General features: G+C 35.5%; 21 protein-coding genes, 1 tRNA gene and 1 pseudogene. 22 read left to right on the plus strand and 1 reads right to left on the minus strand.

All coding sequences use genetic code 11. The annotated features are described in order from the left end of the window. The first annotated feature begins 17 nt into the window (after positions 1-17). The 22 genes and pseudogenes from QI155_RS03510 to QI155_RS03620 all read left to right on the plus strand — a co-directional run bounded on the left by QI155_RS03510 (position 18) and on the right by QI155_RS03620 (position 21,249). Positions 18-1,649, plus strand: a complete 1,632-nt coding sequence (locus tag QI155_RS03510; RefSeq protein ID WP_068859701.1) for a methyl-accepting chemotaxis protein — start codon at positions 18-20, stop codon at positions 1,647-1,649. 27 nt (positions 1,650-1,676) lie between these two features. Beyond that, positions 1,677-1,767 (plus strand) — tRNA-Ser (locus tag QI155_RS03515). Positions 1,768-1,779: 12 nt separating this feature from the next. Beyond that, positions 1,780-2,388, plus strand: a complete 609-nt coding sequence (locus QI155_RS03520) for a VTT domain-containing protein (protein WP_068859703.1) — start codon at positions 1,780-1,782, stop codon at positions 2,386-2,388. A 151-nt stretch (positions 2,389-2,539) separates the two neighbouring features. Next, positions 2,540-2,956 (plus strand): universal stress protein, encoded by a 417-nt coding sequence (locus QI155_RS03525; RefSeq protein WP_068859705.1) that lies wholly within the window; start codon positions 2,540-2,542, stop codon positions 2,954-2,956. A gap of 550 nt (positions 2,957-3,506) precedes the next feature. Beyond that, positions 3,507-4,616 (plus strand): annotated as a pseudogene (locus tag QI155_RS11045) (TSUP family transporter). Between the two features lie 21 nt (positions 4,617-4,637). Continuing rightward, a complete protein-coding gene (locus QI155_RS03540) occupies positions 4,638-5,474 on the plus strand; it encodes a phosphate/phosphite/phosphonate ABC transporter substrate-binding protein (RefSeq protein ID WP_068859710.1) in 837 nt (278 codons plus the stop codon). Positions 5,475-5,649: 175 nt separating this feature from the next. Then, on the plus strand, positions 5,650-7,743 hold the full coding sequence (locus QI155_RS03545; RefSeq protein WP_068859713.1) for a molybdopterin-dependent oxidoreductase: 2,094 nt from the start codon (positions 5,650-5,652) through the stop codon (positions 7,741-7,743). An 11-nt stretch (positions 7,744-7,754) separates the two neighbouring features. Then, positions 7,755-8,261, plus strand: a complete 507-nt coding sequence (locus tag QI155_RS03550) for a 4Fe-4S dicluster domain-containing protein (protein ID WP_068859715.1) — start codon at positions 7,755-7,757, stop codon at positions 8,259-8,261. A 151-nt stretch (positions 8,262-8,412) separates the two neighbouring features. After that, positions 8,413-8,937 (plus strand): NADH-quinone oxidoreductase subunit B, encoded by a 525-nt coding sequence (locus tag QI155_RS03555; protein ID WP_068859750.1) that lies wholly within the window; start codon positions 8,413-8,415, stop codon positions 8,935-8,937. After that, positions 8,919-10,124: an NADH-quinone oxidoreductase subunit D gene (locus QI155_RS03560; protein WP_068859717.1), complete on the plus strand. Its 1,206-nt coding sequence runs from the start codon at positions 8,919-8,921 to the stop codon at positions 10,122-10,124. The genes QI155_RS03555 and QI155_RS03560 overlap by 19 nt, the downstream gene beginning before the upstream one ends. Further along, positions 10,121-10,693, plus strand: coding sequence for an NADH-quinone oxidoreductase subunit NuoI (nuoI, locus tag QI155_RS03565; protein ID WP_068859719.1), 573 nt, complete (start codon positions 10,121-10,123; stop codon positions 10,691-10,693). The genes QI155_RS03560 and nuoI overlap by 4 nt, the downstream gene beginning before the upstream one ends. Further along, entirely contained in the window at positions 10,693-11,073 is a 381-nt protein-coding gene (locus tag QI155_RS03570) for an NADH-quinone oxidoreductase subunit A (protein WP_068859721.1), read from the plus strand. The genes nuoI and QI155_RS03570 overlap by 1 nt, the downstream gene beginning before the upstream one ends. Then, positions 11,058-11,579 (plus strand): NADH-quinone oxidoreductase subunit C, encoded by a 522-nt coding sequence (locus QI155_RS03575; protein ID WP_068859723.1) that lies wholly within the window; start codon positions 11,058-11,060, stop codon positions 11,577-11,579. The genes QI155_RS03570 and QI155_RS03575 overlap by 16 nt, the downstream gene beginning before the upstream one ends. Then, positions 11,576-12,571, plus strand: a complete 996-nt coding sequence (gene nuoH / locus QI155_RS03580) for an NADH-quinone oxidoreductase subunit NuoH (protein ID WP_068859725.1) — start codon at positions 11,576-11,578, stop codon at positions 12,569-12,571. Before QI155_RS03575 ends, nuoH begins: the two co-directional genes overlap by 4 nt. Further along, the gene (locus tag QI155_RS03585; protein WP_068859727.1) at positions 12,568-13,071 is read left to right on the plus strand and encodes an NADH-quinone oxidoreductase subunit J; all 504 of its coding nucleotides are present in this window, start codon (positions 12,568-12,570) and stop codon (positions 13,069-13,071) included. Before nuoH ends, QI155_RS03585 begins: the two co-directional genes overlap by 4 nt. Further along, on the plus strand, positions 13,068-13,385 hold the full coding sequence (nuoK, locus tag QI155_RS03590) for an NADH-quinone oxidoreductase subunit NuoK (protein ID WP_068859729.1): 318 nt from the start codon (positions 13,068-13,070) through the stop codon (positions 13,383-13,385). The genes QI155_RS03585 and nuoK overlap by 4 nt, the downstream gene beginning before the upstream one ends. Further along, entirely contained in the window at positions 13,378-14,841 is a 1,464-nt protein-coding gene (locus tag QI155_RS03595) for a monovalent cation/H+ antiporter subunit D family protein (RefSeq protein WP_068859731.1), read from the plus strand. Before nuoK ends, QI155_RS03595 begins: the two co-directional genes overlap by 8 nt. A gap of 1 nt (position 14,842) precedes the next feature. Beyond that, positions 14,843-15,055, plus strand: a complete 213-nt coding sequence (locus QI155_RS03600) for a hypothetical protein (protein WP_068859733.1) — start codon at positions 14,843-14,845, stop codon at positions 15,053-15,055. Then, positions 15,048-16,817, plus strand: a complete 1,770-nt coding sequence (locus QI155_RS03605; RefSeq protein ID WP_068859735.1) for a Na(+)/H(+) antiporter subunit D — start codon at positions 15,048-15,050, stop codon at positions 16,815-16,817. The genes QI155_RS03600 and QI155_RS03605 overlap by 8 nt, the downstream gene beginning before the upstream one ends. A 10-nt stretch (positions 16,818-16,827) precedes the next feature. Further along, positions 16,828-18,270 carry an NADH-quinone oxidoreductase subunit M gene (locus QI155_RS03610; RefSeq protein WP_068859738.1) on the plus strand — a complete coding sequence of 481 codons (1,443 nt, stop codon included), beginning with the start codon at positions 16,828-16,830 and terminating at the stop codon, positions 18,268-18,270. Continuing rightward, a complete protein-coding gene (locus QI155_RS03615; RefSeq protein ID WP_068859739.1) occupies positions 18,267-19,628 on the plus strand; it encodes an NADH-quinone oxidoreductase subunit N in 1,362 nt (453 codons plus the stop codon). The genes QI155_RS03610 and QI155_RS03615 overlap by 4 nt, the downstream gene beginning before the upstream one ends. Before the next feature lie 37 nt (positions 19,629-19,665). After that, entirely contained in the window at positions 19,666-21,249 is a 1,584-nt protein-coding gene (locus QI155_RS03620; protein ID WP_068859740.1) for a methyl-accepting chemotaxis protein, read from the plus strand. A 69-nt stretch (positions 21,250-21,318) separates the two neighbouring features. On the opposite strand, the gene QI155_RS03625 is transcribed toward QI155_RS03620, so the two are convergent. Beyond that, complete coding sequence (locus tag QI155_RS03625; protein ID WP_068859742.1) at positions 21,319-22,665, minus strand: sigma-54 dependent transcriptional regulator; 1,347 nt, start codon at positions 22,663-22,665, stop codon at positions 21,319-21,321. Positions 22,666-22,670: the final 5 nt, after the last annotated feature.

A 22,670-nucleotide genomic window follows, 5' to 3' on the forward strand; every position in this document is an offset into this window, starting at 1 on the left:
TAAAAAGGAGGGGGAATATGGGGTTTTTACAGGAACTTGACAAAAAAGTTAAGTTACGCTGGAAAATGGTTATTCCACTTGCATTTGCAATTGCCTTTGGAGTAATTGCAACAGTAATTGTAACAGGATATGGAGCTTATAAGATTGCTTTTGATTCAGCAGTTCATTTTGGAGCAAAAGAAGTTCCAGAGACAATAATGAAAGAAGTAAGAAATATGCAGATTGCTTTTGCTGTTTTGGGATTTTTAGGGATTATATCAGCTTCTTTGATAGTTTACATAACTTATATGATTACTCATAAACCCATTAATCTTCTTGCTCAGACATTGCAAAAAATTTCAGAGGGAGATTTAACTGTAAGTGTAGGATTTAAGGATAGAGTAGATATTGTAGGAAGGCTTGCAAACAGTATTGATAGAGTCTTACAATCTTTTATAAATCTTACAGACCGCTCTTTGGAATACTCTCAAAAACTTGCTTCAACCGTTGACAAATGTAACAAAGTTATTGATGATACAATTGAAGATGCCAAGAAACAATCTCAACAGGCAAATCAGATCGCAACTGCAGCAGAGGAGATGACTCAGACAATTACAGATATAGCAAATAATGCAGCTAAGGCATCAGAAACTGCAACAGAGGCAATGGAAATAGCTAAAAAAGGGCAGTCCTCAGCAGAGCAAGCAGTAAAGAAAGTAAATATTGTCTACCAGACAACTAATGAACTTGGTAGCATGATTGATAATCTCAATAAAAGAGCTACTGAAATTGGAGAAATCGTAACTGTTATAAAAGACATAGCGGACCAAACTAATCTCCTTGCCTTAAATGCAGCAATTGAAGCAGCTCGTGCAGGCGAGCAAGGCAGAGGCTTTGCAGTTGTAGCAGATGAAGTAAGAAAACTTGCAGAAAGAACGATTAAAGCAACAGAGGAGATTGCAAATAAGATAGGTCTAATTCAAAAGGAGACATTACAGACAGCCCAATCAATGAATAAAGAACTTACAGAAGTAAAAGAGGTAACCGATGCAGTAAATAGTATCGGAAAGGCATTAGGTGAGATTGTGTCGGCTGTTATAAAAGTTAAAGATCAGATAACACAAATAGCAACAGCAGTGGAAGAGCAGTCTGCGGCAAGTGAAGAAGTGACAAGAAACATTGAAGAAAGTGCAAAAATTGCATCAGAAATAGAAAAACTCGCATGGGAAATTGTAAAGGATTCATATGCAATTCTTCATATTTCATCGGATTTAAGACACACAGCTTCATTAGTTAAAACAAAAAAATCTCAAGAAATGCTTTTTGATATTTTCAAAGGAGACCATGAAAGATTAATGGTAAGAGTACATGCCCATCTGAAAGGTATTGACAGACTTGATCCAGAACGCCTTGCTGATTATCGTGCTTGTGGTGCAGGAAAGTGGTATTATGGAGAAGAAGGACAGAAATATAGAGACTTACCAGGTTTTATGGAGTTTGAGGAAGTTCATAGAGCCTGTCATAGTCTTGGAAGGGACATAATAGTTGCTTATAATTCAGGAGACTATGATAAAGTAAATAAATTAAAAAAAGAAATTGAAAGAAACAGTGAAAGATTAAACAAAATTTTAGATCAACTTAAAAGTGGTTATCTTGCAAGAATTAGGTAAAGAATGCTATTATTAACCATAGAGTTTGGAGAGGTGGCCGAGCTGGTCGAAGGCAGCCGCCTGCTAAGCGGTTGTGGGGCCAAAAGCTCCACCCAGGGTTCGAATCCCTGCCTCTCCGTTTTAATTATTGATGGATTCCTATTCATTTATAGCTAAATTTTCATATCCAGGTTTATTTTTTCTACTAATTCTTGGAGGATTAGGCGTTCCCTTTTTCCCAGAGGATTTGATACTGATTGCCTGTGGGATGTTGATATCTTTCAAAATAATTAAACCGATTCCAGCAATAATTATTGCCTATTCAGGATTAGTAATTTCTGATTTTATGCTTTATTATGCAGGAAAAAAATTTGGAAGAAAAATTGTAACCAATAAGAGATTTGAAAAAATCCTCTCACCTGCTAAATTTCTTATTCTTGAAAGAAAGTTTATAAGACACAGCACACTTTTAATGTTACTTGGAAGACTTCTTGTAGGTTTTAGAACCCAAGTATTTATTCTTGCTGGAATAACAAAAGTTCCCGTTTATAAATTTTTAATTATAGATGCCTTTGGTTCTGCCGTTGTCCTTTCGGTGATGGTTTCTGCAGGATACATGGGTGGTAAATTTCTCGAAAACATTCAAAAAGGTATAATGTACATTGAATATATTGTTGGTATGATTGTGATATTTGCTATTATCTTAATTTTGATTCATTTTTCTTACAGATATTTAACTCGTAATAATATTAAACAGTAAAAGCATAATTGTCCCAAATGGGACAGTAGATTTTAAGATTGTTCCCTTCAGCACAGTCCAATAAATAAAATTTTCTTATTTTTCAATTAAATCAATCTGGCAAAGTCTTTGCTTTTTAACTTTTCCTGAAATACTTTTTTGGAGAAGTGTTATGCAAAAAATTTTAGTGTGTTTTGATGGTTCAGAATGGTCGAAGAAAGCTTTAGAGCAAGCAATAGAGATAGCTCAAAAATTTGATTCCCATATTACAGTTTTATCGGTTGTCCCAAAGGTTTGTTTTTTAGAAATTGGCATTGATTGCGCCACTGTTGAAGCAATATTTAAAGCAGAAACAGAGGGAAATCTTAATTCTGCCAAAAAAATCATGAATGAAAAGGGGGTGAGAGGAGAAACTTTAATTTTAGAAGGTACACCAGCAGATGTAATTGTTGACTACGCGAAGGACAACAAAATTGACTTAATCGTTATTGGTTCAAAGGGTAAGAATGCCACTGAAAGAACGCTTTTTGGAAGTGTTACTCAGAAAGTAGCAGTCAATGCTACTCAATCTGTATTGATTGTAAGATAATAATAGGAGGGGAGAAAATATGAAAATTTGGATATTATTTTTAGCTTTAATTTTCTTTGCTTCAGGTAATGCCTTTGCAGAACAAACGCAAGAACAAGTTACATTGCCTCAGGAACAGGTTACGTTGTCTTTAGACAAATCTGTCTATGAAGGAGGAGAAATAATCAAAATAAAAGGAAAGGCTCCTGCAGGTAGACCCGTTTATATTGAAATAGCCTCTGAAAAAAAAGTTCAAGTTTCAAGGCTTGATGCAAGAAGAGATCCAGATACAGGGAAAATACCCTATATATTTTATTTAAGTAAAGATATTCCCGCTCTTTATATGATTCTTATGCCAAAGGAGGTTGAAGAGGCATATAAAATTGAAGCAGCTAAGGATAAAGACTGGAGCGTAAGCAGAATGCTTACAACAACTGGAGCAGATGTAGCTTATATAACTCCTGGAAAGGCTGTCGTTGAAAGATGGCAGGCATCTATTTTAGCCACTATAATGGGCTCAAGAGGTGAAAAACTTGAACCACTCGATGAAAAGGGTAACAGAAGACAATCAATGCCTCTTATGAAAGCGAGATTTAGATGGCCTGAAAGGATGTTTAGTCCAACAATAAAGATAAATGAAGACGGAACCTTTGAGGCGGAATATAAATTGCCTGATAACGCACCAAGCGGTAATTATACAGTAATTGCTGTTGTTGATAAAGATTTGAAAAGTGAAACTGTAACTTTTAAACATGAACTTTCCTTTGGAGAACTTTATTTTGACAGAGCAGGGCAGAGTCTTAACGTAATCGGACCATTCTTACTCGCAACTGTCGTTACCACATTTGGCGTTTTAATGGGTGCTGGTGGAGGTTTTATTCTAAATCCTCTGTTGATATTTATATATGGAATACCTCATACAATTGTAGCAGGCTCTGTTCTCCCAACAGTTTTATTTAGCCAAGCAAGTGGTATATATAACTATACAAGAATAAAATTCATAAGCTGGAAATTAGGTGTTGGTGTAGGATTGGCGATGTTAGCAGGAGGATTCATTGGTCCTAAGCTTACAGAGATGATAACTCTTGAACAATATAAGTTTCTCTTTGGTTGGGTGCTTTTAATTCTTGGTGCTATTATGCTTTGGCAGACAACGCCAAAATACATTGAAAGAAACAAAAAAGAACAGGCTATTCTGAAAGAATTCAAGAGAAGGGCAGAGGAAGCAGCTGCTAAAAAAGCTGAGAAAAAATTACAAAAATAGTAAAGGAGGTATGCTATGAAAATTGAATTCTGGGGACAAGAATTTAAAGCAAATATGATAGTTGGCTGTACTGGTGGTTTTTTAATAGCAGTAATGTCAAGTATGTTTGGTTTTGGTGGCGGTCCTTTCATGGTTCCTTTAATGACTGTAATAATGGGACTTCCTATGTATGTCGTTGTCGGAAGCTCTCTTTTAGCCATATTTTTTAACACTTCAATGGCAACTGCTAGAGTGATTGGCTTTGGAAATGTAGATTTCTTACTGTTTGCTATAATGGCTATTGGTGCTATAATTGGAGGTAATGTTGGTCCAAGAATAGCTCAAAAATTGAATCCTCTTTGGGTCAAAAGGGTAGCTGTTATTGGTCTTACAATACTAGCATTCATGCTTTTAGGCGTAATACCTACGCCAAGATAAAAAAATAAAAGGAGGTTTGTCATGAGTAAGAAGTTGTTGTTAATTGCCTTAGTTGTATTGCTGGTGTTTCCTTTCAATGCAATTGCAAAGGAGTTGAAGTTTGGTGTTCTGCCAAGGCTTACAGAGAAGGAAATGAGAGAAGGTTTTACACCCCTTGCTGACTATTTAAGTAAAGAGTTAGGAGTCAAGGTTGTTCTTGTGATACCAAAGGATTTTGACACATGGAGAAAAGAAGCTGAAGCAAGACAATACGATTTTGTCTACACCAATCCCTATCTTTATGTTTTACTAAAAAAGGCAGTTCCTGAAACAGAACCGCTTGTTATAGCTTCAGAACCAGAGATTGGTGATGATATCAAAGGAACAATAATAGTTAAAAAGGAAAGTCCTATTAAAACAATTGCTGATCTTAAAGGAAAAACCATTGCTGCAACAGATCCAGGTTCAGCAGGTGCGTACCTTGTACAGATGATGATGTTAGCAAAGGCTGGTATAAAAAAGGATGATGTCAAAATAATATTTGAAAAGAAACGTGATCCTGTTGCAGAAGCTGTACTTACTGGAAAGGCAGATGCAGGTTTTGTAAGAGATGATGATGTTGAAAAATTAAAAGTTGGTGCAGGTAAATTCCGTAAGTTAGCAGTAAGTGAGCCAATACCTAATTGGCCTATAGCTATATCAAAGAAAATGGATCCTGAATTAGCAAAAAAATTAAGAGATGCATTGATTAAACTCAAAAAAGGTGATCTTAAGACTATATCAGTATTAGGACCAGCAAGAATAGAAGGTTTTGTCCCAGTAAAAGACAAAGATTATGATATTATGAGAGAAGCTGCCAAGGCAGTTGGTGCATGGTAAATGTTTTTGATTTAAAATTAAGAAAGTGGGGACTTAGTTCCCCACTTTCTTAATAAATTTAAATTTATATTTATAAAAAATCAAGTTAAAACTCTTTGGGATTTCTATAAACAATGTAAAAGAAAGTTTTAAAAATTATAGAATAAAAGGTTTTGAAATTAAAAGGAGGTGAAAAATGTCTAAAGTTTCATCTGTATACAGCAATTGTGGAATGTGTTCAGTAAGATGTCCCATACAGGTAGAAGTTATTAATGGAAGAGTTACTTGGATAGAAGGAAATCCCTATGTTGCAGGCATAGAAAGCAGTCTTTGTGCTAAGGGCTCTGCTGGACTGTCTCTTCTTTATGACTTTGAAAGACCTCAATATCCCATGATAAGGACTGGTGAAAGAGGTTCTGGTCAGTTTAAAAGAGCAACATGGGATGAAGCCTTTGCCTATGTAGCAGAGGCATTGAATAAAATTCAATCTCAGTATGGCAAAAAATCTGTTGCACTACTTGACAGAGGTGCAGGATTATTTGGTGAAATTCAAAGATGTTTTCTAAGAGCAATTGGTTCACCAAATTATTTTAGTCATGATGACTTTTGCAGAAAAAATGTTGACCTTGCCTATCAAAGCCTTCTTGGATATGGAAGGCCAGAGATTGGTTATGACTTTGCAAATACCCGTCATATGGTTTTTTATGGTAGAAACGCCATTGAAGCATTGGGTGTAAGGGAGGTTAACAATATTGTTAAGGCTCTTACAAATGGTGCTAAACTTACATACATTGATGTAAGAGCAACTAAAACTGCAACAAAGGCTACAAAATTTTTGCAAATAAGACCAGGCACTGATTATGCTTTAAATCTTGCACTAATTCATGTAATTTTAAGAGAAAACCTTTTTGATAGAGACTTTGTAGACCGCTTTGTAACTGGACTTCCAGAGCTTGAAAACTTCATTAAACCCTACACTCCAGATTGGGCTGAAAAAGAAACAGGAATTCCAGCCTATGAAATAATTAATCTTGCAAGACAGCTTGCCTCTGACAGCCCTAAAGTAATCCTTTATCCTGGATGGTTTGCTGCAAGAACAATGGATTCCTTTTATTTTGCAAGGTCAGTGATAATTCTGAATGCCCTTCTTGGAAGCATTGAACAGAAGGGTGGGTTAATTTTAGCAAAAACTCCAAAAGAAGTTGGAGCAAAGGGACTTAATAGTATTCTTGAAAGAATTCCCGCACCAGCTGACAAAAGAGTTGAAGCAGAGGAAGGCAAAGGCTTCCTTTATGATGGTGCAGGACATATTCTTCACCTATACAGAGCTATAAAAACAGGTGAACCCTATCCAATAAAAGCACTTTTTGTTGTCCGTTATGATCCCTTTGCAGGTATCACCCATAAAGACATAAAAGAAATTTTAAATGGACTTGATCTTCTTGTTGCAGTAGATACAAATTATTCAGCTACTGCCTGGTATGCTGATGTGGTTCTTCCAGAGTCTACCTATCTTGAAAGGGATGATATAATAGGGCTCCAAAGAGGAGCAAAGCCAACATTAGTAATGCGCAGGAAAGCAATAAATCCTATCTATGACACCAAAGGTAAATGGGAAATATTCACAGGACTTACAAAAGCCTGTGGTGCAGGTGAGCACATGCCCTATGAAACAATAGAAGATATATGGAATTATCAACTTGAAGGAACAGGAATAAAAATTGAAGATTTCAACAAAAATGGACAGGTTGCACTTTGTAAAAATCCAGTGATGTACAGTAGAGATGAGCTTAAGTTTAAAACACCTTCAGGAAAAGTAGAGATACTTTCAAGTAAGATGACAGAAAGAGAAGTTCCATATTTTCTTGATTTCCAGACACCTCCGAAACCAAATATTGAAGAAGGAGAATTTAGACTTGTCTTTGGAAGAATGGCAGTTCACACCCATGTTCAAACCCATAACAACAAGTACCTAAATGAGATTGTACCAGAGAATGAACTCTGGATAAATGAAGGAGTAGCTAAAAAACTTGGTATAAAAGATGGAGATACTGTTGAGGTTTCCTCTGGTGATTACAGTGGAAAAATTAAGGCAAAGGTAACTCCATTCATTCATCCAGAGGCTGTATTTATGTACCGTGGATTTGAAAATGAAGTTCCTGTCAAAACTCGCTCCTATGGGAAAGGTCTTAATGAAGGCAGGCTCCTTAAAGGTGCCTTTGAAAAGATGGCCTATGGAAGCCATACAGGTGCTCTTTTTGAATGTTTTGTTAAGGTAAGAAAGGCATAGGAGGTGAATAGATGAGCATTTATTACATATATCAAGATCATGAAAAATGTATAGGCTGTTATGCCTGTGAAGTTCATTGTAAAACAAAAAATGACTTACCTGTTGGTCCAAGGCTTTGTAGAATCATAGAAACTGATATAAAATTGGTCGGAGGACTGCCAAGACAGAGATTTGTATTTATGCCTTGTTTTCATTGTGAAGACCCTTGGTGTGTTAAAGCCTGTCCAACAGGGGCAATGCAAAAACGTTCAAAGGACGGAATTGTTTTTATTGAACAGAGCCTGTGTATAGGTTGTAAATCCTGTATTACAGCCTGTCCATGGGGAGTTCCTCAATGGAATTCTGAAACAGGAAGGGTTGTCAAATGTGATTACTGTAAAGACAGAGTTGATCAGGGATTAAAACCTGCATGTGTAACTAAATGTACAACAAAGGCATTAAGATTCATCTCAGCCGATGAAGCATCAAGGTTAAAAAGAGAGAGATTCGTTAAGGATACTTATGAATCCCTTTATTGATTTAAAATTTTTTAAATATGAGATTCTTCACCTTCGTATACGCTTAGGGTCAGAATGACAAATACTTAATCTGTCATTCTTAAGGACAAAATCTGGAAGAATCTCAAAAAAGTTAATTTTGATTTCTGACATCACTTTGGAAAAGAAAAAAATGACAGATACTAAAGAAATAAAAGAACTAATTGAAGTTGATGACGGAGTAAGGATTATCAAGGGTAGTAATGTAATCTTTACTACCCTTGATAAAATTGTTAACTGGGGGAGGTCAAATTCTCTTTGGCCTCTTACTTTTGGACTTGCCTGTTGTGCTATTGAGATGATGGCTGCAGGAGCATCCCATCATGACCTTGACAGATTTGGAATACTTTTCAGAGCGTCGCCAAGGCAGGCAGATGTGATAATTATAGCTGGTACTGTTACCTATAAAATGGCACCTGTTGTAAAAAGAGTTTATGATCAGATGCCAGAGCCTAAATATGTTGTTGCAATGGGAAGTTGTGCCTGCACAGGAGGAATTTTTAATACCTATAGCACAGTTCAGGGTGCAGATCAGTTTTTACCTGTTGATGTCTATATTCCAGGATGTCCACCCCGTCCAGAGGCTTTAATGTATGGCTTACTTAAACTTAAAGAAAAAATAATGAAGGAGCAGGGAAGATGGGGCAGTTGGAAATAGAAAAATTATCTGAAACAAAATTTGTTCTTCAGATGGGTCCCCATCATCCTGCAACTCATGGGGTTTTAAAGCTTTATACTGAGTTTGAGGGTGAAAGGGTTTTAAAAATTGTCCCTGATGTAGGTTATCTTCATCGAGGTATTGAAAAGCTTGCAGAATCAAAGACATATCCTTCAGCAATGACCCTTACAGACAGACTTGATTATATATCAAGTATGACTAACAATATTGGTTACTGTCTTGCTGTTGAAAGGCTTATGGGTATTGAGCCACCTCCAAGAGCAAAATATATAAGAACAATGGTGGCAGAGCTTACAAGATTAAGCAGTCACTTACTTTGGCTTGCCACCCATGCTCTTGATATTGGAGCAATGACAGTCTTTCTTTATGCCTTCAGAGAAAGAGAGCAGATTCTTGAGCTTTTTGAAAAAATCTGTGGAGCCCGCCTTACAGTAAGTTATCCGAGAATTGGTGGTGTCAGAGTTGATATAAAAGAGAAGGTTTTAGAGGAAATATCCAAATTTACTGAAATTATGCTTAATCGCATTGATGAATATGAAGGATTACTTACAGAAAACAGAATATGGATATCAAGAACAAAGGGAGTTGGAGTTGTATCTTCAGAGGAAGCCCTGTCTTTGGGACTTACAGGTCCTGCTTTGAGAGGTTCAGGTGTTTACTATGATATCAGAAAGCTTATACCCTATGATGCCTACTCTGAGGTTGATTTTGAGGTTCCCCTTGGAGAAAATGGTGATACCTATGACAGGTACCTTTGTAGAATTCGAGAAATGAAACAGTCTGCATTGATAATAAGACAGTGTATTGAAAAGATGCCTGAAGGAGAGATAATAGCTGAACAGACAATTGATATTGATATTCCTCATCAAGGGAAAAGAAAAATTTCTGCAGGAGATTCTCTATGGAGTGGTTTTATTAAGTTTGTTGATGAGAAAGCTGAGTTGATACCTCCTGGAGAAATATATTCAGCAATTGAAGCACCGAAGGGTGAGCTTGGATTTTATATTGTAAGTGATGGTTCAGGAAGACCTTACAGAATGAGGGTCAGGGCACCTTCTTTTGTTCATATTTCGGCAATTCCAAAGCTTTGTGAAGGACATTTACTTGCTGATGTTATTGCCATAATCGGAACCCTTGATATTGTTATGGGAGAAGCTGATAGATGAATAATTTGCTGAAAAAAATTTTATTTTTAGATATCATCAAAGGTTTGCTCATAACCTTTAAAACAATATTTACTCATCCAGTAACAATAAGATATCCAAAGGAAAAAAAAGAACCTGAAGAAGGTTTCAGAGGAAGACATGCCTTTGTTCGCGATCCTGAAACAGGGAAAGAGAGATGTGTAGCCTGCACAAAGTGTGCTCAGGTTTGTCCTTCTCAATGTATTTATGTTGATTTTTCATTGAATGTGGAAACAGGTGTAAGAGTTTTAACCAAGTATGAGATAGATGCGTTAAGATGCATTTTCTGTGGATACTGTGAGGAGATATGTCCTGTAAATGCAATTGTCTTAACAGAATTTTACGAGTATGCTTCCTATGACAGAAAAACAAACTATTTTAATAAAGAATCTTTACTTAAAAACTGGGATGAATTCATAAGCCAATACAAGGGTAACGAATATATTAACAAATTCTGGTATTTACCGGGGATTAACAGAATGCGACTGCCTGTTGGTAAAAGACAACCAAAACCAGTTCCTATTAGAAAAATTGCAGGGGTGAGAGATTAATGGAGCCAGGAACTTACATACCCTATAAATATCTACCAGTTTTTATTGCATTGGTCTTTTCCACAATTTTTGGATTAGGAGGACTTTTAATTAATAAATTAGTTGCACCAAGAAAATTTAATCCTGTTAAATTTATTGCCTATGAGTCAGGAAATCTTCCAAGTGGAGAACCGAAAGAAAGATTTTTCATTGGCTTTTTCCTTCTTGCTATTCTCTTTGTTGTCTTTGATGTGGAAGTTATTTTCCTTTATCCCTGGGCAGTAGCCTTTGATTTATTATCCATTGAGGGATTCTGGGTGATGATTATTTTTATAGGGCTTATTCTTGTAGGTTACATCTATGAAATTCTTATAGGAGCACTCACATGGCACAGGAAATAGAGAGAAATTATCAGGATTCTCTTAAAATTGCTTTCCTTCTGAGGGAGCAATTTCCTGAGGAAGTCCTTGAAATAACTGAATTTAGAGGTCAGGTGTCAGTTACAGTAAAAAAGGAAAAAATTAAAGAGATACTTAGATATGTGAAAGAAGAGCAGGGATTTAATCATCTTCAGGACCTCTGCGGAGTTGACTATTATTTAGAAAATCCAAGATTTGAAGTTGTATATAATCTTTTCAGCATATGGAGAAGGCTTCATATAAGAGTGAAAGCAAAAATTGATGATAAGGAACCAGAAATAGACAGTATTACCGATCTTTGGGAGGGTGCAAACTGGCATGAAAGAGAATGTTTTGACATGTTTGGAATAAAGTTTACAGGCCATCCAGACTTAAGAAGAATTCTTATGCCTGAGGACTGGGATGGTCATCCTTTAAGGAAGGACTATCCTTTAAAAGGTAGAGAGCTCTGGAGAGGTTTCAAAGAAATTCTTGAGGAGCAAAAATGATTGAGTTAATAATCATTTTCATAAAAACTGCTGTTGTTTTTGGTGTTGTCTTAGCCCATGTAGCTTATACAACCTATGCTGAAAGAAAAATCATTGGAAGGGCACAAGCAAGAATGGGACCTATGGAAGTTGGTCCCTATGGACTTCTTCAGCCAATTGCAGATTTTATAAAAATATTTTTCAAAGAAGATATTGTTCCAATGAATGCAGAAAAAGTGCTCTTTCAGATTGCACCTTTGATTGTTCTTGTTTTTACAATGATAAATCTTACAGTTATTCCCTTTGACAGAAATTTCATTCTTGCAGATTTAAACATAGGACTTCTTTTCATTCTTGCATCAGCCTCTGTAGCAGTCTATGGAATAATCCTTGCTGGATGGTCATCAAATAGTAGATATTCTTTCTTAGGAGGGTTAAGGTCTGCTTCACAGGTGCTTAGTTATGAGATTGCTCTTGGATTAAGCCTTGCTGGAGTTGTGCTTTCAGCAGGTTCCCTTAATCTGAGAGAAATTGTAATTGCCCAGCATAACACAGTCTTTGGAGTATATGCAATTCCTCAGATAATTGGTTTTATTGTCTTTGTTATTTCTGCTTTTGCAGAGACAAACAGAGCACCCTTTGACCTTCCAGAGGCTGAAACAGAGCTCGTTGCAGGATACCTTACAGAATACAGTGCCTTTAGATATGCTCTCTTTTTCTTGGCTGAATATGTGGCAATGTATATTATGGCATTCCTTTGTGCCCTCTGTTTCCTTGGTGGATGGACAATTCCAAAATTTATTATTGATATATTGCCCTTTCTTGAAAAAGTTCCCGGGATTCTTTGGTTTGCAATAAAAGTTTATGCCTTTATTTTCCTTTATATCTGGGTTAGGGCAACACTGCCAAGATACAGGTTTGACCAGTTACTTAACATTGGTTGGAAAGTGCTTATTCCAGCAGGAATTGTAAATTTATTAATCGTGGCATTTATAAAGAGGTTAGGGTTATGATTTATCTGATATTTGCTTACTTTTGTGCTTCAATGATTGGTATTACTTTAATGGCTTTGACAAGAAAAAATCCTGTTCATTCTGTGCTCTGGCTTTTATTGCTTTTTTTACATATTGCAGTCCTTTATCTTTTTCTTAATGCAGAGTTTTTGGCAGTAGTTCAAGTAATTGTCTATGCTGGAGCTATTCTTGTTATGTTTCTTTTTACAGTTTTTTTATTAGGTGCTAAGGAACTCCCAAAAGGGAAAAGATACACAGACTTACCAGAGGGTAAGGCTCTTATAGGATTATCACTTACAGGAGTTTTTATAGGTGCCTTTTCAAGTATCACTACAGCATGGAAAGGTAAATATACCATTGAATATATTGAAAAGATTGGTAATACAAAAGCTTTAGGTGTTATGCTTTTTAACGAGTATCCCCTTGCAGTTTTTCTGTTAGGTATTATTCTATTGATTCCCATGATTGCTGTTGCTGTTATTGCATGGAGGGCAAAATGATACCCCTTGAATGGTATTTGGCTTTGGCAGGATTAATCTTTGGGATGGGTGCATTAAGTATTCTAATCAATAGAAATCTTATCATTGTGCTTATTTCTCTTGAGGTAATGCTTGCAGGAGTAAATCTTGCACTGGTTGCTCTATCCCATTACATGAATGATATTCGTGGGCAGGTTTTAGCTTTATTTAGCATTGCTGTTGCTGCTGGCTCTGTGGCTGTGGGATTGTCTCTATTGATTGCCAATTTTAATTTAAGAAAAAGCATTGATATTGAAGACTTAAGGGAGTTGCGGGAGGAACAGGGAAATGATTGATTTTCTTCCTCTATTTGCTATATTAGTGTCTGTTTTGGGAGCAGTTCTGATTGTTCTTATAGGAGATAGAAATCCCAATTTAAGGGAAGCGGTATCAGTAATTGCAGGAGTTTTAAAATTTAGTTTTGTATCTCTTTTAATTCCACCATTTCTCAATGGTCAGGAGATTTATCTCAAAATTGCCACCGTATTGCCCGGAATAGAACTCGCCTTTAAAGTTGACGGACTTGGTCTTTTATTTGCCTTTGGTGCATCATTCCTGTGGATTGTTACAACTTTTTACTCCATAGGATACATGAGAGGATTGAATGAACATGCCCAGACAAGATACTTTGCCTGTTTTGCACTTTCTTTAAGTTCAGCCATTGGAATTGCCTTTTCTGCTAATCTTTTTACTATGTTTATTTTTTATGAAGCATTAACAATTGTTACCTATCCTCTTGTTGCTCACCATGAGGACAAAGAGGGCCTTGAAGGAGGAAGACAATACATTGTTTATCTTCTTGGAACAGCAAAGATATTCCTTTTTTCTGCAATAGTTTTAACTTATATTCTTACAGGAACTCTTGATTTCAGAAGGGGAGGAATTTTTTCACAGGAGCTGGCTGAAAACAATAAATTTCTTCTTCAAATAATGCTCATATTTTTCATTTATGGATTTAATAAGTCTGCTGTGATGCCCCTTCACAGCTGGCTTCCTGCGGCAATGGTAGCTCCTACACCTGTTAGTGCCTTGCTCCATGCAGTTGCAGTTGTAAAGGCAGGAGTCTTTACTGTTTCAAGAGTATTATTAAATGTTTACGGAGAAAACACAATAAAAATAATTGGAATGCAGGATTTGCTATTTATACTGACAGGAGTAACAATCATTGTTGGTTCATTAATTGCCCTTACAAGGGATGATTTCAAGGCAAGATTGGCATTCTCAACAGTTGCCAATCTCTCTTATATAATAATTGGTGTTTCCATGTTTTCTCCCTCTGGAATTCTTGGTGGTTTAATTCATATAAGCATGCATGCCTTCTCAAAGATAACAATGTTTTTTGTGGCAGGTTCAGTTTATGTATCCACCCATGTTAAAAAAATAAGTGAGCTTGATGGCATAGGTAAAGCAATGCCAATAACGATGTTCTCTTTCTTCCTTGCCACACTAAGCATGATAGGAATACCTATTTTTGCAGGATTCATAAGTAAGTTAAATCTTGCTATTGGAGCCCTTGAAATAGGAAGACCTGAGCTAATAGGCATATTTTTAGCAAGCTCTTTTTTAAATGCTGCCTATTTTTTACCAATCTCTTATAGAGCTTTTTTCAGAAAACCAGAAAACTCATTGAAATGGTCTCAAACAAAGGAAAATTATTTTTGTGCAATTCCACTTTTAATTACAGCCTTGTTTACCATATTTTGGGGAGTTTATCCAGATTTTTTAATAGAGATAATAAGGAGAGTGCTCTAAAATGGGAAGGAAGATAATATATCTGTCCTGTGCAGTGATTTTAGTTTTACACATTATTTTGATTAAATTCATGCATCTTGGACATGGTTATTTTGATTTTGAAGAGTTGCCTGCCTTTGGAGCATTGATCGGATTAATTGGAACTTTATTTATAGTTATTTTTGCAAAGTCTTTAAGTAAGGTGGTTACAAAGAGGGAGGATTACTATGATTGATTTCATACATCCTGCGTTGATTTTAACAATAGGAGCCATTATTCTCCCTTTACTACCCAAAAATCTGCGTTCACCTTATAGTGTAGCAGTAGCAACAATAGGGTTTTTCTTTACTCTTAATGCATCACAGGGTTTTTATGGAGCTTTCTCTTTATTTGGTCATGAAATTTCTCCCCTCGTAAGGGTTGATAAACTGAGTCTTCTTTTTGCCTACATATTCAGCTTTATCGGACTTATTGGTATTATCTACTGCTATCATATTGATGATTGGATTCAACAACTTGCAGGGCTTTTGTATACAGGTGCCTCCATTGGTGTAAGTTTTGCAGCGGATATTCTTAGTTTTTATCTTTTCTGGGAAATTCTTTCTTTCTGTGCAGTTATCTTAATCTGGAGCAACAGAACAAAGGAGGCAACTTCTGCAGGTTTCAGATATATACTTGTTCATGTAGCAGGAGGACTTTCCCTTTTTGCAGGAATAATGATTTATATTTACAAAACAGGGAATTATGATTTTTCCTCTCTTATGAATTATTCTGGAGAAACTTTCTGGTGGCTCATATTAATAGGCTTTATTCTTTGTGCTGCTGTTCCTCCACTGCATGCCTGGTTACCTGATGCATATCCCTCTGCAACTATTTATGGAAGTGTTTTTCTTAATCCCTTTACAACAAAGGCAGCTGTTTATGCACTTATAAGGGGTTTCCCGGGAGCTGAAGTGTTGATATATCTTGGTTCAGTGATGGCAGTTTACGGTGTTATCTATGCATTGCTTGAGAATAATCTAAGAAGGCTTCTTTCATATCACATTGTAAGTCAGGTTGGATACATGGTTGCAGGAGTAGGGTTAGGTGTTGTCTCTCTTGGACTTAATGGCTCTGCATCCCATGCCTTCAATCACATTCTCTATAAATGTTTGCTTTTTATGTCTGCTGGTGCAGTTATATTTGCTACAGGTAAAGAAAAAATGACAGAACTTGGAGATTTTGGTAGATATGCACCTCTTACTGCATTGAGCTTCTTTGTAGGAGCATTTTCAATTGCAGGATTTCCTCTGACAAACGGATTTATAGGAAAATCACCCATTATTTCAGCAGCTGGCGAAATACAAAATGCCTTTGCTTATCTGATGCTTAATATTGCTACTTGTGGAACTATTATTAGCATCATATGTAAAATGGGTTATTATACTTTCTTTTCAGAAAAGAAATCTGATTATTCAGTTAAAGAAATCCCAATAAATATGAAGATTGCCATGTTAACCACTTCTGCTCTTTGTATACTTATTGGAATCTTTCCACAGGTTTTTTATCAATTTCTTCCCTATCCGATGAGTTATGAACCCTATACAGTTCAGCATATTATGGATACCCTGGCTATCTTTAGTTTTACAGGTTTGGTTTTTGTTATATTTTTGAAAAAATTAGAGCCAAAACCTTATATAAATCTTGACCTTGACTGGTTTTATAGAATAGGTGCAAAAGGTTTTATGAAAACCATGGATTTAACAGTTGCGAAGGCAGAGTATGATTTTATAAACATACAATGGAAAAAATTAATGGATAATTTAGTAATTCCAGTATCTAAAAAATCAGCAAAATATGAAGACTTAAGAATGAATAGGATACCTATGTTCATATCAAATCTTGCAAAAACTTTAAGCGATGGTATAGCCCAATTTGGAACAGGTAAGGTTCAGGATTATGCCTTTTATATGTTTGGTTTTTTAGGTTTGGTAATTTTGATTTTATTACTATTTTAGAGGAGACGAGATGATTGAGTCATCATTTATATTTTTAATTCCTCTTTTAGGTGCTCTTTTGATATTTATTCTTAAAAATCGGGAAATTTCAAAGTTAATTGCTTTGTTTTCAGTATCAATTGCTTTTTTTGTGACTTTGTCTATTTATCTTCAGCTTGAACGGAATATTGAGGGATTTCAGTTTGTTACTCTTTTTTCATGGATTCCTCAGTGGAATCTATATTTTTCAACTGGACTTGATAGAGTCAATGCTCCCTTTGTTCTTCTTACAAGTTTTATCTCCCTGATTGTGATTTTGCTATCTCTTAAAACAATAAAGGATAAGTTACAATCCTATCTAACTTTATTTTTAATTCTTTCTTCCTCTGTTAATGCCTTTTTTATTTCCACAAATTTTCTTCAGTTTTTCTTTTTCTACGAAGCAATGCTCATTCCTTCAGTTTTACTAATTCAGAGATGGGGTGGAAGTAAAGCCCGTGAAGCAGCCATTAAATTTCTTATATACACCTTTGGTTTTAGTATTTTTCTTTTTATTTCAATAATTGCTGTTTATATTTATGGTGGAGGCTTTGAATTTGAAAGGCTTTATTCAATGAATTTGAGTATTCAGGCAAAAACTCTTCTTTTCGTTGGCTTTTTATTGGGTTTTCTGGTAAAGATTCCTGTTGTTCCCTTTCATGGATGGCTTCGGGATGCCTATTATGAATCACCCATGCCTGTTACAATTTTTCTCTCTGCTGTTCTTGGTAAAATGGGAATATATGGTATTCTCAGGATTGTTCCAGCCTTTTCAGATGTTTTGATAAATACAGGTCAATGGATTGTACTGCTTTGTTTGATTTCCTTTATTTATGCTGCATTTCTTGCCCTGTCAGAAAGAGATTTAAAAGCATTGTTTGCCTATATGAGTTTAAGCCATGTTGGTATAATTACAGCTGGTGCTTTAACGGGAAATATTTATGGTTATCAGGGAGCTTTGCTACAAAGCATTAATCATGGTGTGCTTGCAGCCACCTTTTTCTACATAGCCGATTTAATGCACAGAGATACTGGTACCTATGATTCAGAAAAGTTTGGACAGCTTGCAAAAAGAGTACCTGTTTTGACCTTTTTTACCTTTGCCTTTGTAATGGCAATGGGTGGTTTCCCTGGACTTAATTATTTCAACGGAGAATTACTGCTTCTTAGCGGAATTTTCAAAAACAATATTCTTTTTGGATTTCTCGGAGTTATTGGAGTTGCTATTGGAGTAGTTTATCTTTCATGGTTTTTCTATAGAGTGTTCCTCAGAAAACCAGGAGGTGATTATAGTGCAAAAATCCTTGATATAGGTTCATGGGAATTTTTAATTTTTGTTTTTAATTTCTTTATTGCCCTTTATTTTGGCTTAAATCCAGAATTTATCTTAGGTGGATTTAAAGAGCTTTTACTGACCTTTGGAGGTAAAGGATGAGCCAGTACAGTATTTTAATGCCTGAAATGATAATGCTGATTCTATCTATAGCAAGTTTTATTTATGGCGTTTTAAGGAGAAATGATAACGAGATTTTTTTCATTGGAATTCTCACTTTTCTATTACCTATATCATTGCTGATTTTTTCGTCTTCTTCAGGTGAAATGATAGGTGGATTGATTAAAACTGACAAGATTGTCAATATTTTTAGATTTTTACTTTTAATGACTGGCTTTTTTATACTTTTGCTTGCCTATGGGGAAATCAAAGGAAGAACAGAGAGATTTGCAGAATTTGTATTTCTGCTAACAATCTCATTCTTTGGAATGAATTTAATGGTGCTATCAAATGATTTGCTTTTACTTTATCTTTCTCTTGAGACTTTCTCCCTTTCCCTTTATGTACTTGCAGGATTTTTCAGAGAGGACAGAAGAAGCGTTGAATCAGGTATGAAATATTTTATACTCGGAACACTTTCATCAATTCTTCTTCTTGCTTCAATAGCTTTCTTTTATGCTGTTACAGGAACTACTTCCTTTGATGCCTTTAAAACAGTGGAGTTTAAAAACGTTACTGTTCTGTTAAGTTTAATATTCCTTCTTGCATCCTTTGCCTTTAAACTTTCATTAGTACCCTTTCATGCATGGTCACCAGATGTTTATCAGGGAGCACCAACTTCGGTAACAGCTCTTTTTTCAACAGCTCCTAAAATAGCAGTCTTTGTTGCCCTTGTAAAAATATTTTTGAGTGGTGCTGAAAATGTTGCTTCCTCAGGACTCATAATAATACTTTCATCACTTTCTATGATTGTTGGAAATATTCTTGCATTAAGACAAAGGGATTTAAAAAGAATGTTTGCTTACTCTTCTATTGCCCATGCAGGTTATATCTTTATGGCTTTTTTACTCATAGATGAGGCATTGCTCAGATCCATTATACCCTATTTGATTATTTATTTATTCATGAACATAGGAGCCTTTGCAGTAATAATGAGCATCAAAAATGGTGAGAATATTTACAGTTTTAATGGTCTAAATAAAATTAGTTCTCTCCTTGCCCTATCAATGACAGTGATTCTTTTTTCACTAACTGGAATTCCACCAACAGCTGGATTTATAGTAAAGTTTAATATTTTTAAAAATCTATTTATGGCAGGATATGGAGGACTTGTATTTTTGGGACTTTTAATGAGTATAATGTCTGCTTTTTATTACTTAAGGATCGTTTTTTACATGTATAGTGAACAGATAGGCAATGTTACACTTTTAGAAAGCAATGCTATAAACCGATATATTGCAATGGTTTCAACAGGTGTTTTGCTGATTACAGGGTTATTTCCTAATTTAATTTTGTTATAATATTATTAAAATTTTTTATAAATGGAGGAAACAAATAATGAACATTAAAAGATTGCTTCAGTTTATTAATCTCATGATTTTAGTTGTTCTTGCAGGGCTTTTTATTCTTTCCTATTTTAATGAAAAGGGATTTCAGGAAAGGGTTGAGAGCCTTACAAAAAGGGATTTAAATATTCTTATTGCTCTCAATGATATGTATGCTCAGGGACTTCAGACAGGACAGGCAACGAGGAATGTATTTATTAATCCAAAGGATGAACAGGCAAAGAAAAATTATCAAAAGGCCCATCAGGAATTTATTAAATCCAATGAAGAGGCAATTAAACTTACAACAGGAGAATTTCAAGCAGAGTTAAAGAAAATAGCCCAGTTATGGCAGTTAGACCATGCAAAGAAAATGGAAATCCAACAACTTGCTGTTGAAGGCAAGAAAGATGAGGCAGTGCAAAAAATTATTGAAGAGACAAAGCTCTGGCGAGAGATAAAAGATTTAATTTTTAAGTTGACGGAAAATCATAAAAAGGAATTTGAGAGATTAAATCAGGAAGTTTCAAGTGTAAGAAAGAGAAACTCCATAATTTATTCATCTGTGCTTTTAATTTCCCTTGCCGGTTTAAGTGCTTTGCTTTTTTACTCCTATAAATCATATGAAAAAAGCATGTCTTCAGCTTTATCCTGTTTTACAAAACTTGAACAGGGTGACCTCAGAGATGAAAAATCAGAAGCCTGTGATTTAATTGGAGATATTTATCAAAGAATTGTTGGAAGTTTAAAGAGTACTATCGGTAAAATCAGAAATGTAGTAAAAAATATAAATAATATAGTTAGTTCTCTTTCAATTGAGACAGACAGATTAGAGAAAAACTCCAAAGAACAACTCTCAAGAATTGATCACATGGCATCAGCATCAACCCAGATATCACAGACAATAATTGATGTAGCAAAAAATGCTGCTTCTGCCTCAGATTCTGCCAAACAGGCAAATGAAACTGCTCAAAAAGGGAAATCCGCAGTAGAAAAAGCTGCCAATGCAATGATTGAAATTGCCAGTTCTATTAAATCAGCTGCAAACACAATTGAAGAACTTGGGGTTAGTTCTCAGGAGATTGGAGAGATTGTATTAACGATTAAAGACATTGCGGATCAAACAAATCTCCTTGCCTTAAATGCAGCAATTGAGGCAGCAAGGGCAGGTGAGCAAGGCCGTGGCTTTGCGGTAGTTGCCGATGAGGTACGTAAATTGGCTGAAAGAACTGCAAAAGCTACAGAGGAAATTGCAGAAAAAATAAGGAATATACAGACAAAATCTGATGCCTCTGTTAATGCGATGAATCAAAGTAGTAAAAAGGCAGAGGGAGGAGTCTCTCTTGCCAATGATGCCATGAAAGCCTTAGAAGAGATAGTCTCTGCCACAGCAGGTGCAATGGATATGATTCAGAGAATTGCTGTAGCAACAGAAGAGCTTTCTGCCACAAGTGAAGAGATTGCACAGAACATGGAAACCATAAAAGAAAATGTTAATGCTACAGTTAAAATGATAGAGGCTGTAAGAGAAATTGCAACGAAACTATATGCAGAAACAAAAACTCTTGATGAGAGCGTTGAATACTTTAAGGTATAACTAAAAAGCTTACCTCCCCCCAGCCCCACCCTCCTTAAAAGGGTATGGGAGATTTCTCCCATACCCTTTTTATTCATCTTCTATTGAACCATTAAGAAGTCCATGATGTTTCATTTTTGTGCGAAGCTGTTTTCTAGAAATTCCTAAGACCTGAGCAGCCTTTGTTTGATTCCAGCCTGTTGAATTTAATGCTCTAAGAATTAAAGATTTTTCAACTTCTAATAGGTTCAAACTACTTTCTTTATATAATGTCCAACCTGTTTTTTCTATTATTCTTTTTGGTAGATGTTTCATTGAGATAATACCAGAAGGAGAAAGTACTATAGCTCTCTCTATAACATTTGCAAGTTCCCGAACATTTCCACTCCACTCATAATTTATTAAGGTATCCATAACTTCAGGTTCAAGTTGTGGAATTGGTTTATTATTTTCCTTTGAATATTTATTCAAAAAATGGTTAACAAGCAAGGGTATGTCTTCTTTACGTTCCCTTAATGGAGGAAGATTAATTCTTACAACATTAAGTCTCCAGTAAAGGTCTTCTCTGAATGTGCCTTCTTGTACTAATTTTTCAAGGTCACGATTTGTTGCAGATATAACGCGCACATCAACCTTTATTCGTGCAGTGCTACCTATTCTTTGAATTTCCCTTTCCTGTAAAAATCTTAAAAGTTTTTTTTGTAAGGACATTGGTAGTTCACCAATTTCATCAAGAAATACTGTTCCTTCATTGGCAATTTCAAAGAGTCCGGTTTTTCTTTCCACAGCACCTGTGAAGGCTCCCTTTTCATGTCCAAAAAGTTCTGATTCAAGAAGATTTTCAGGAATGGTTGTGCAATCAACGATAACAAAAGGTTTTGTATTTCTCAAAGATTTTTTATGAATTGCCCTTGCAACAAGTTCTTTACCTGTGCCAGACTCTCCTGTAACCAATACATTTGCATTACTTTCAGCAACCATCTCCATTATGTAGAAAACTTCTTGCATTGCCTTACTTTTTCCGATAATTTCAGGGAAAGGACTGTATACTTTTTCCTTTTCTTTAAAAAGAATTGATGATTTTTCAATAGCCTCCTTTAAAACATTTATTAAAAGTTCAGTATCAACAGGTTTTATTAAATAGTGATAGGCACCTAATTTCATTGCTTCAACTGCTTTTTCTATTGTGCCATAGGCGGTAAGCATTACTGTCGGGATATTAATTCCATTGTATTTTAGCCATTTTAGTAATTCAATTCCGTCCATCTGAGGAAGACGATAATCAAGAAGAAGGCAATCAACAGATGTTTCTTTTAAGAGGGAAATTCCCTCTTCAGCGGTTGTGGCAGTAAGAACATCAAAGCCTGCTTTTTTTAAAATAGCAGAAATAGCCTTCAAAGCGCTTATTTCATCGTCTATATAAAGTATTTTTGCCATATATT

This window comes from Thermodesulfovibrio sp. 1176 (genome assembly GCF_029946585.1).
Taxonomy (GTDB): domain Bacteria; phylum Nitrospirota; class Thermodesulfovibrionia; order Thermodesulfovibrionales; family Thermodesulfovibrionaceae; genus Thermodesulfovibrio.

Excerpts from the sequence above, each read along its gene's own strand:
- QI155_RS03510 (WP_068859701.1), top strand. The coding sequence starts at position 18 with ATGGGGTTTTTACAGGAACTTGACAAAAAAGTTAAGTTACGCTGGAAA.
- QI155_RS03520 (WP_068859703.1), top strand. The coding sequence starts at position 1,780 with ATGGATTCCTATTCATTTATAGCTAAATTTTCATATCCAGGTTTATTT.
- QI155_RS03525 (WP_068859705.1), top strand. The coding sequence starts at position 2,540 with ATGCAAAAAATTTTAGTGTGTTTTGATGGTTCAGAATGGTCGAAGAAA.
- QI155_RS03540 (WP_068859710.1), top strand. The coding sequence starts at position 4,638 with ATGAGTAAGAAGTTGTTGTTAATTGCCTTAGTTGTATTGCTGGTGTTT.
- QI155_RS03545 (WP_068859713.1), top strand. The coding sequence starts at position 5,650 with ATGTCTAAAGTTTCATCTGTATACAGCAATTGTGGAATGTGTTCAGTA.
- QI155_RS03550 (WP_068859715.1), top strand. The coding sequence starts at position 7,755 with ATGAGCATTTATTACATATATCAAGATCATGAAAAATGTATAGGCTGT.
- QI155_RS03555 (WP_068859750.1), top strand. The coding sequence starts at position 8,413 with ATGACAGATACTAAAGAAATAAAAGAACTAATTGAAGTTGATGACGGA.
- QI155_RS03560 (WP_068859717.1), top strand. The coding sequence starts at position 8,919 with ATGGGGCAGTTGGAAATAGAAAAATTATCTGAAACAAAATTTGTTCTT.
- nuoI (WP_068859719.1), top strand. The coding sequence starts at position 10,121 with ATGAATAATTTGCTGAAAAAAATTTTATTTTTAGATATCATCAAAGGT.
- QI155_RS03570 (WP_068859721.1), top strand. The coding sequence starts at position 10,693 with ATGGAGCCAGGAACTTACATACCCTATAAATATCTACCAGTTTTTATT.
- QI155_RS03575 (WP_068859723.1), top strand. The coding sequence starts at position 11,058 with ATGGCACAGGAAATAGAGAGAAATTATCAGGATTCTCTTAAAATTGCT.
- nuoH (WP_068859725.1), top strand. The coding sequence starts at position 11,576 with ATGATTGAGTTAATAATCATTTTCATAAAAACTGCTGTTGTTTTTGGT.
- QI155_RS03585 (WP_068859727.1), top strand. The coding sequence starts at position 12,568 with ATGATTTATCTGATATTTGCTTACTTTTGTGCTTCAATGATTGGTATT.
- nuoK (WP_068859729.1), top strand. The coding sequence starts at position 13,068 with ATGATACCCCTTGAATGGTATTTGGCTTTGGCAGGATTAATCTTTGGG.
- QI155_RS03595 (WP_068859731.1), top strand. The coding sequence starts at position 13,378 with ATGATTGATTTTCTTCCTCTATTTGCTATATTAGTGTCTGTTTTGGGA.
- QI155_RS03600 (WP_068859733.1), top strand. The coding sequence starts at position 14,843 with ATGGGAAGGAAGATAATATATCTGTCCTGTGCAGTGATTTTAGTTTTA.
- QI155_RS03605 (WP_068859735.1), top strand. The coding sequence starts at position 15,048 with ATGATTGATTTCATACATCCTGCGTTGATTTTAACAATAGGAGCCATT.
- QI155_RS03610 (WP_068859738.1), top strand. The coding sequence starts at position 16,828 with ATGATTGAGTCATCATTTATATTTTTAATTCCTCTTTTAGGTGCTCTT.
- QI155_RS03615 (WP_068859739.1), top strand. The coding sequence starts at position 18,267 with ATGAGCCAGTACAGTATTTTAATGCCTGAAATGATAATGCTGATTCTA.
- QI155_RS03620 (WP_068859740.1), top strand. The coding sequence starts at position 19,666 with ATGAACATTAAAAGATTGCTTCAGTTTATTAATCTCATGATTTTAGTT.
- QI155_RS03625 (WP_068859742.1), bottom strand. The coding sequence starts at position 22,665 with ATGGCAAAAATACTTTATATAGACGATGAAATAAGCGCTTTGAAGGCT.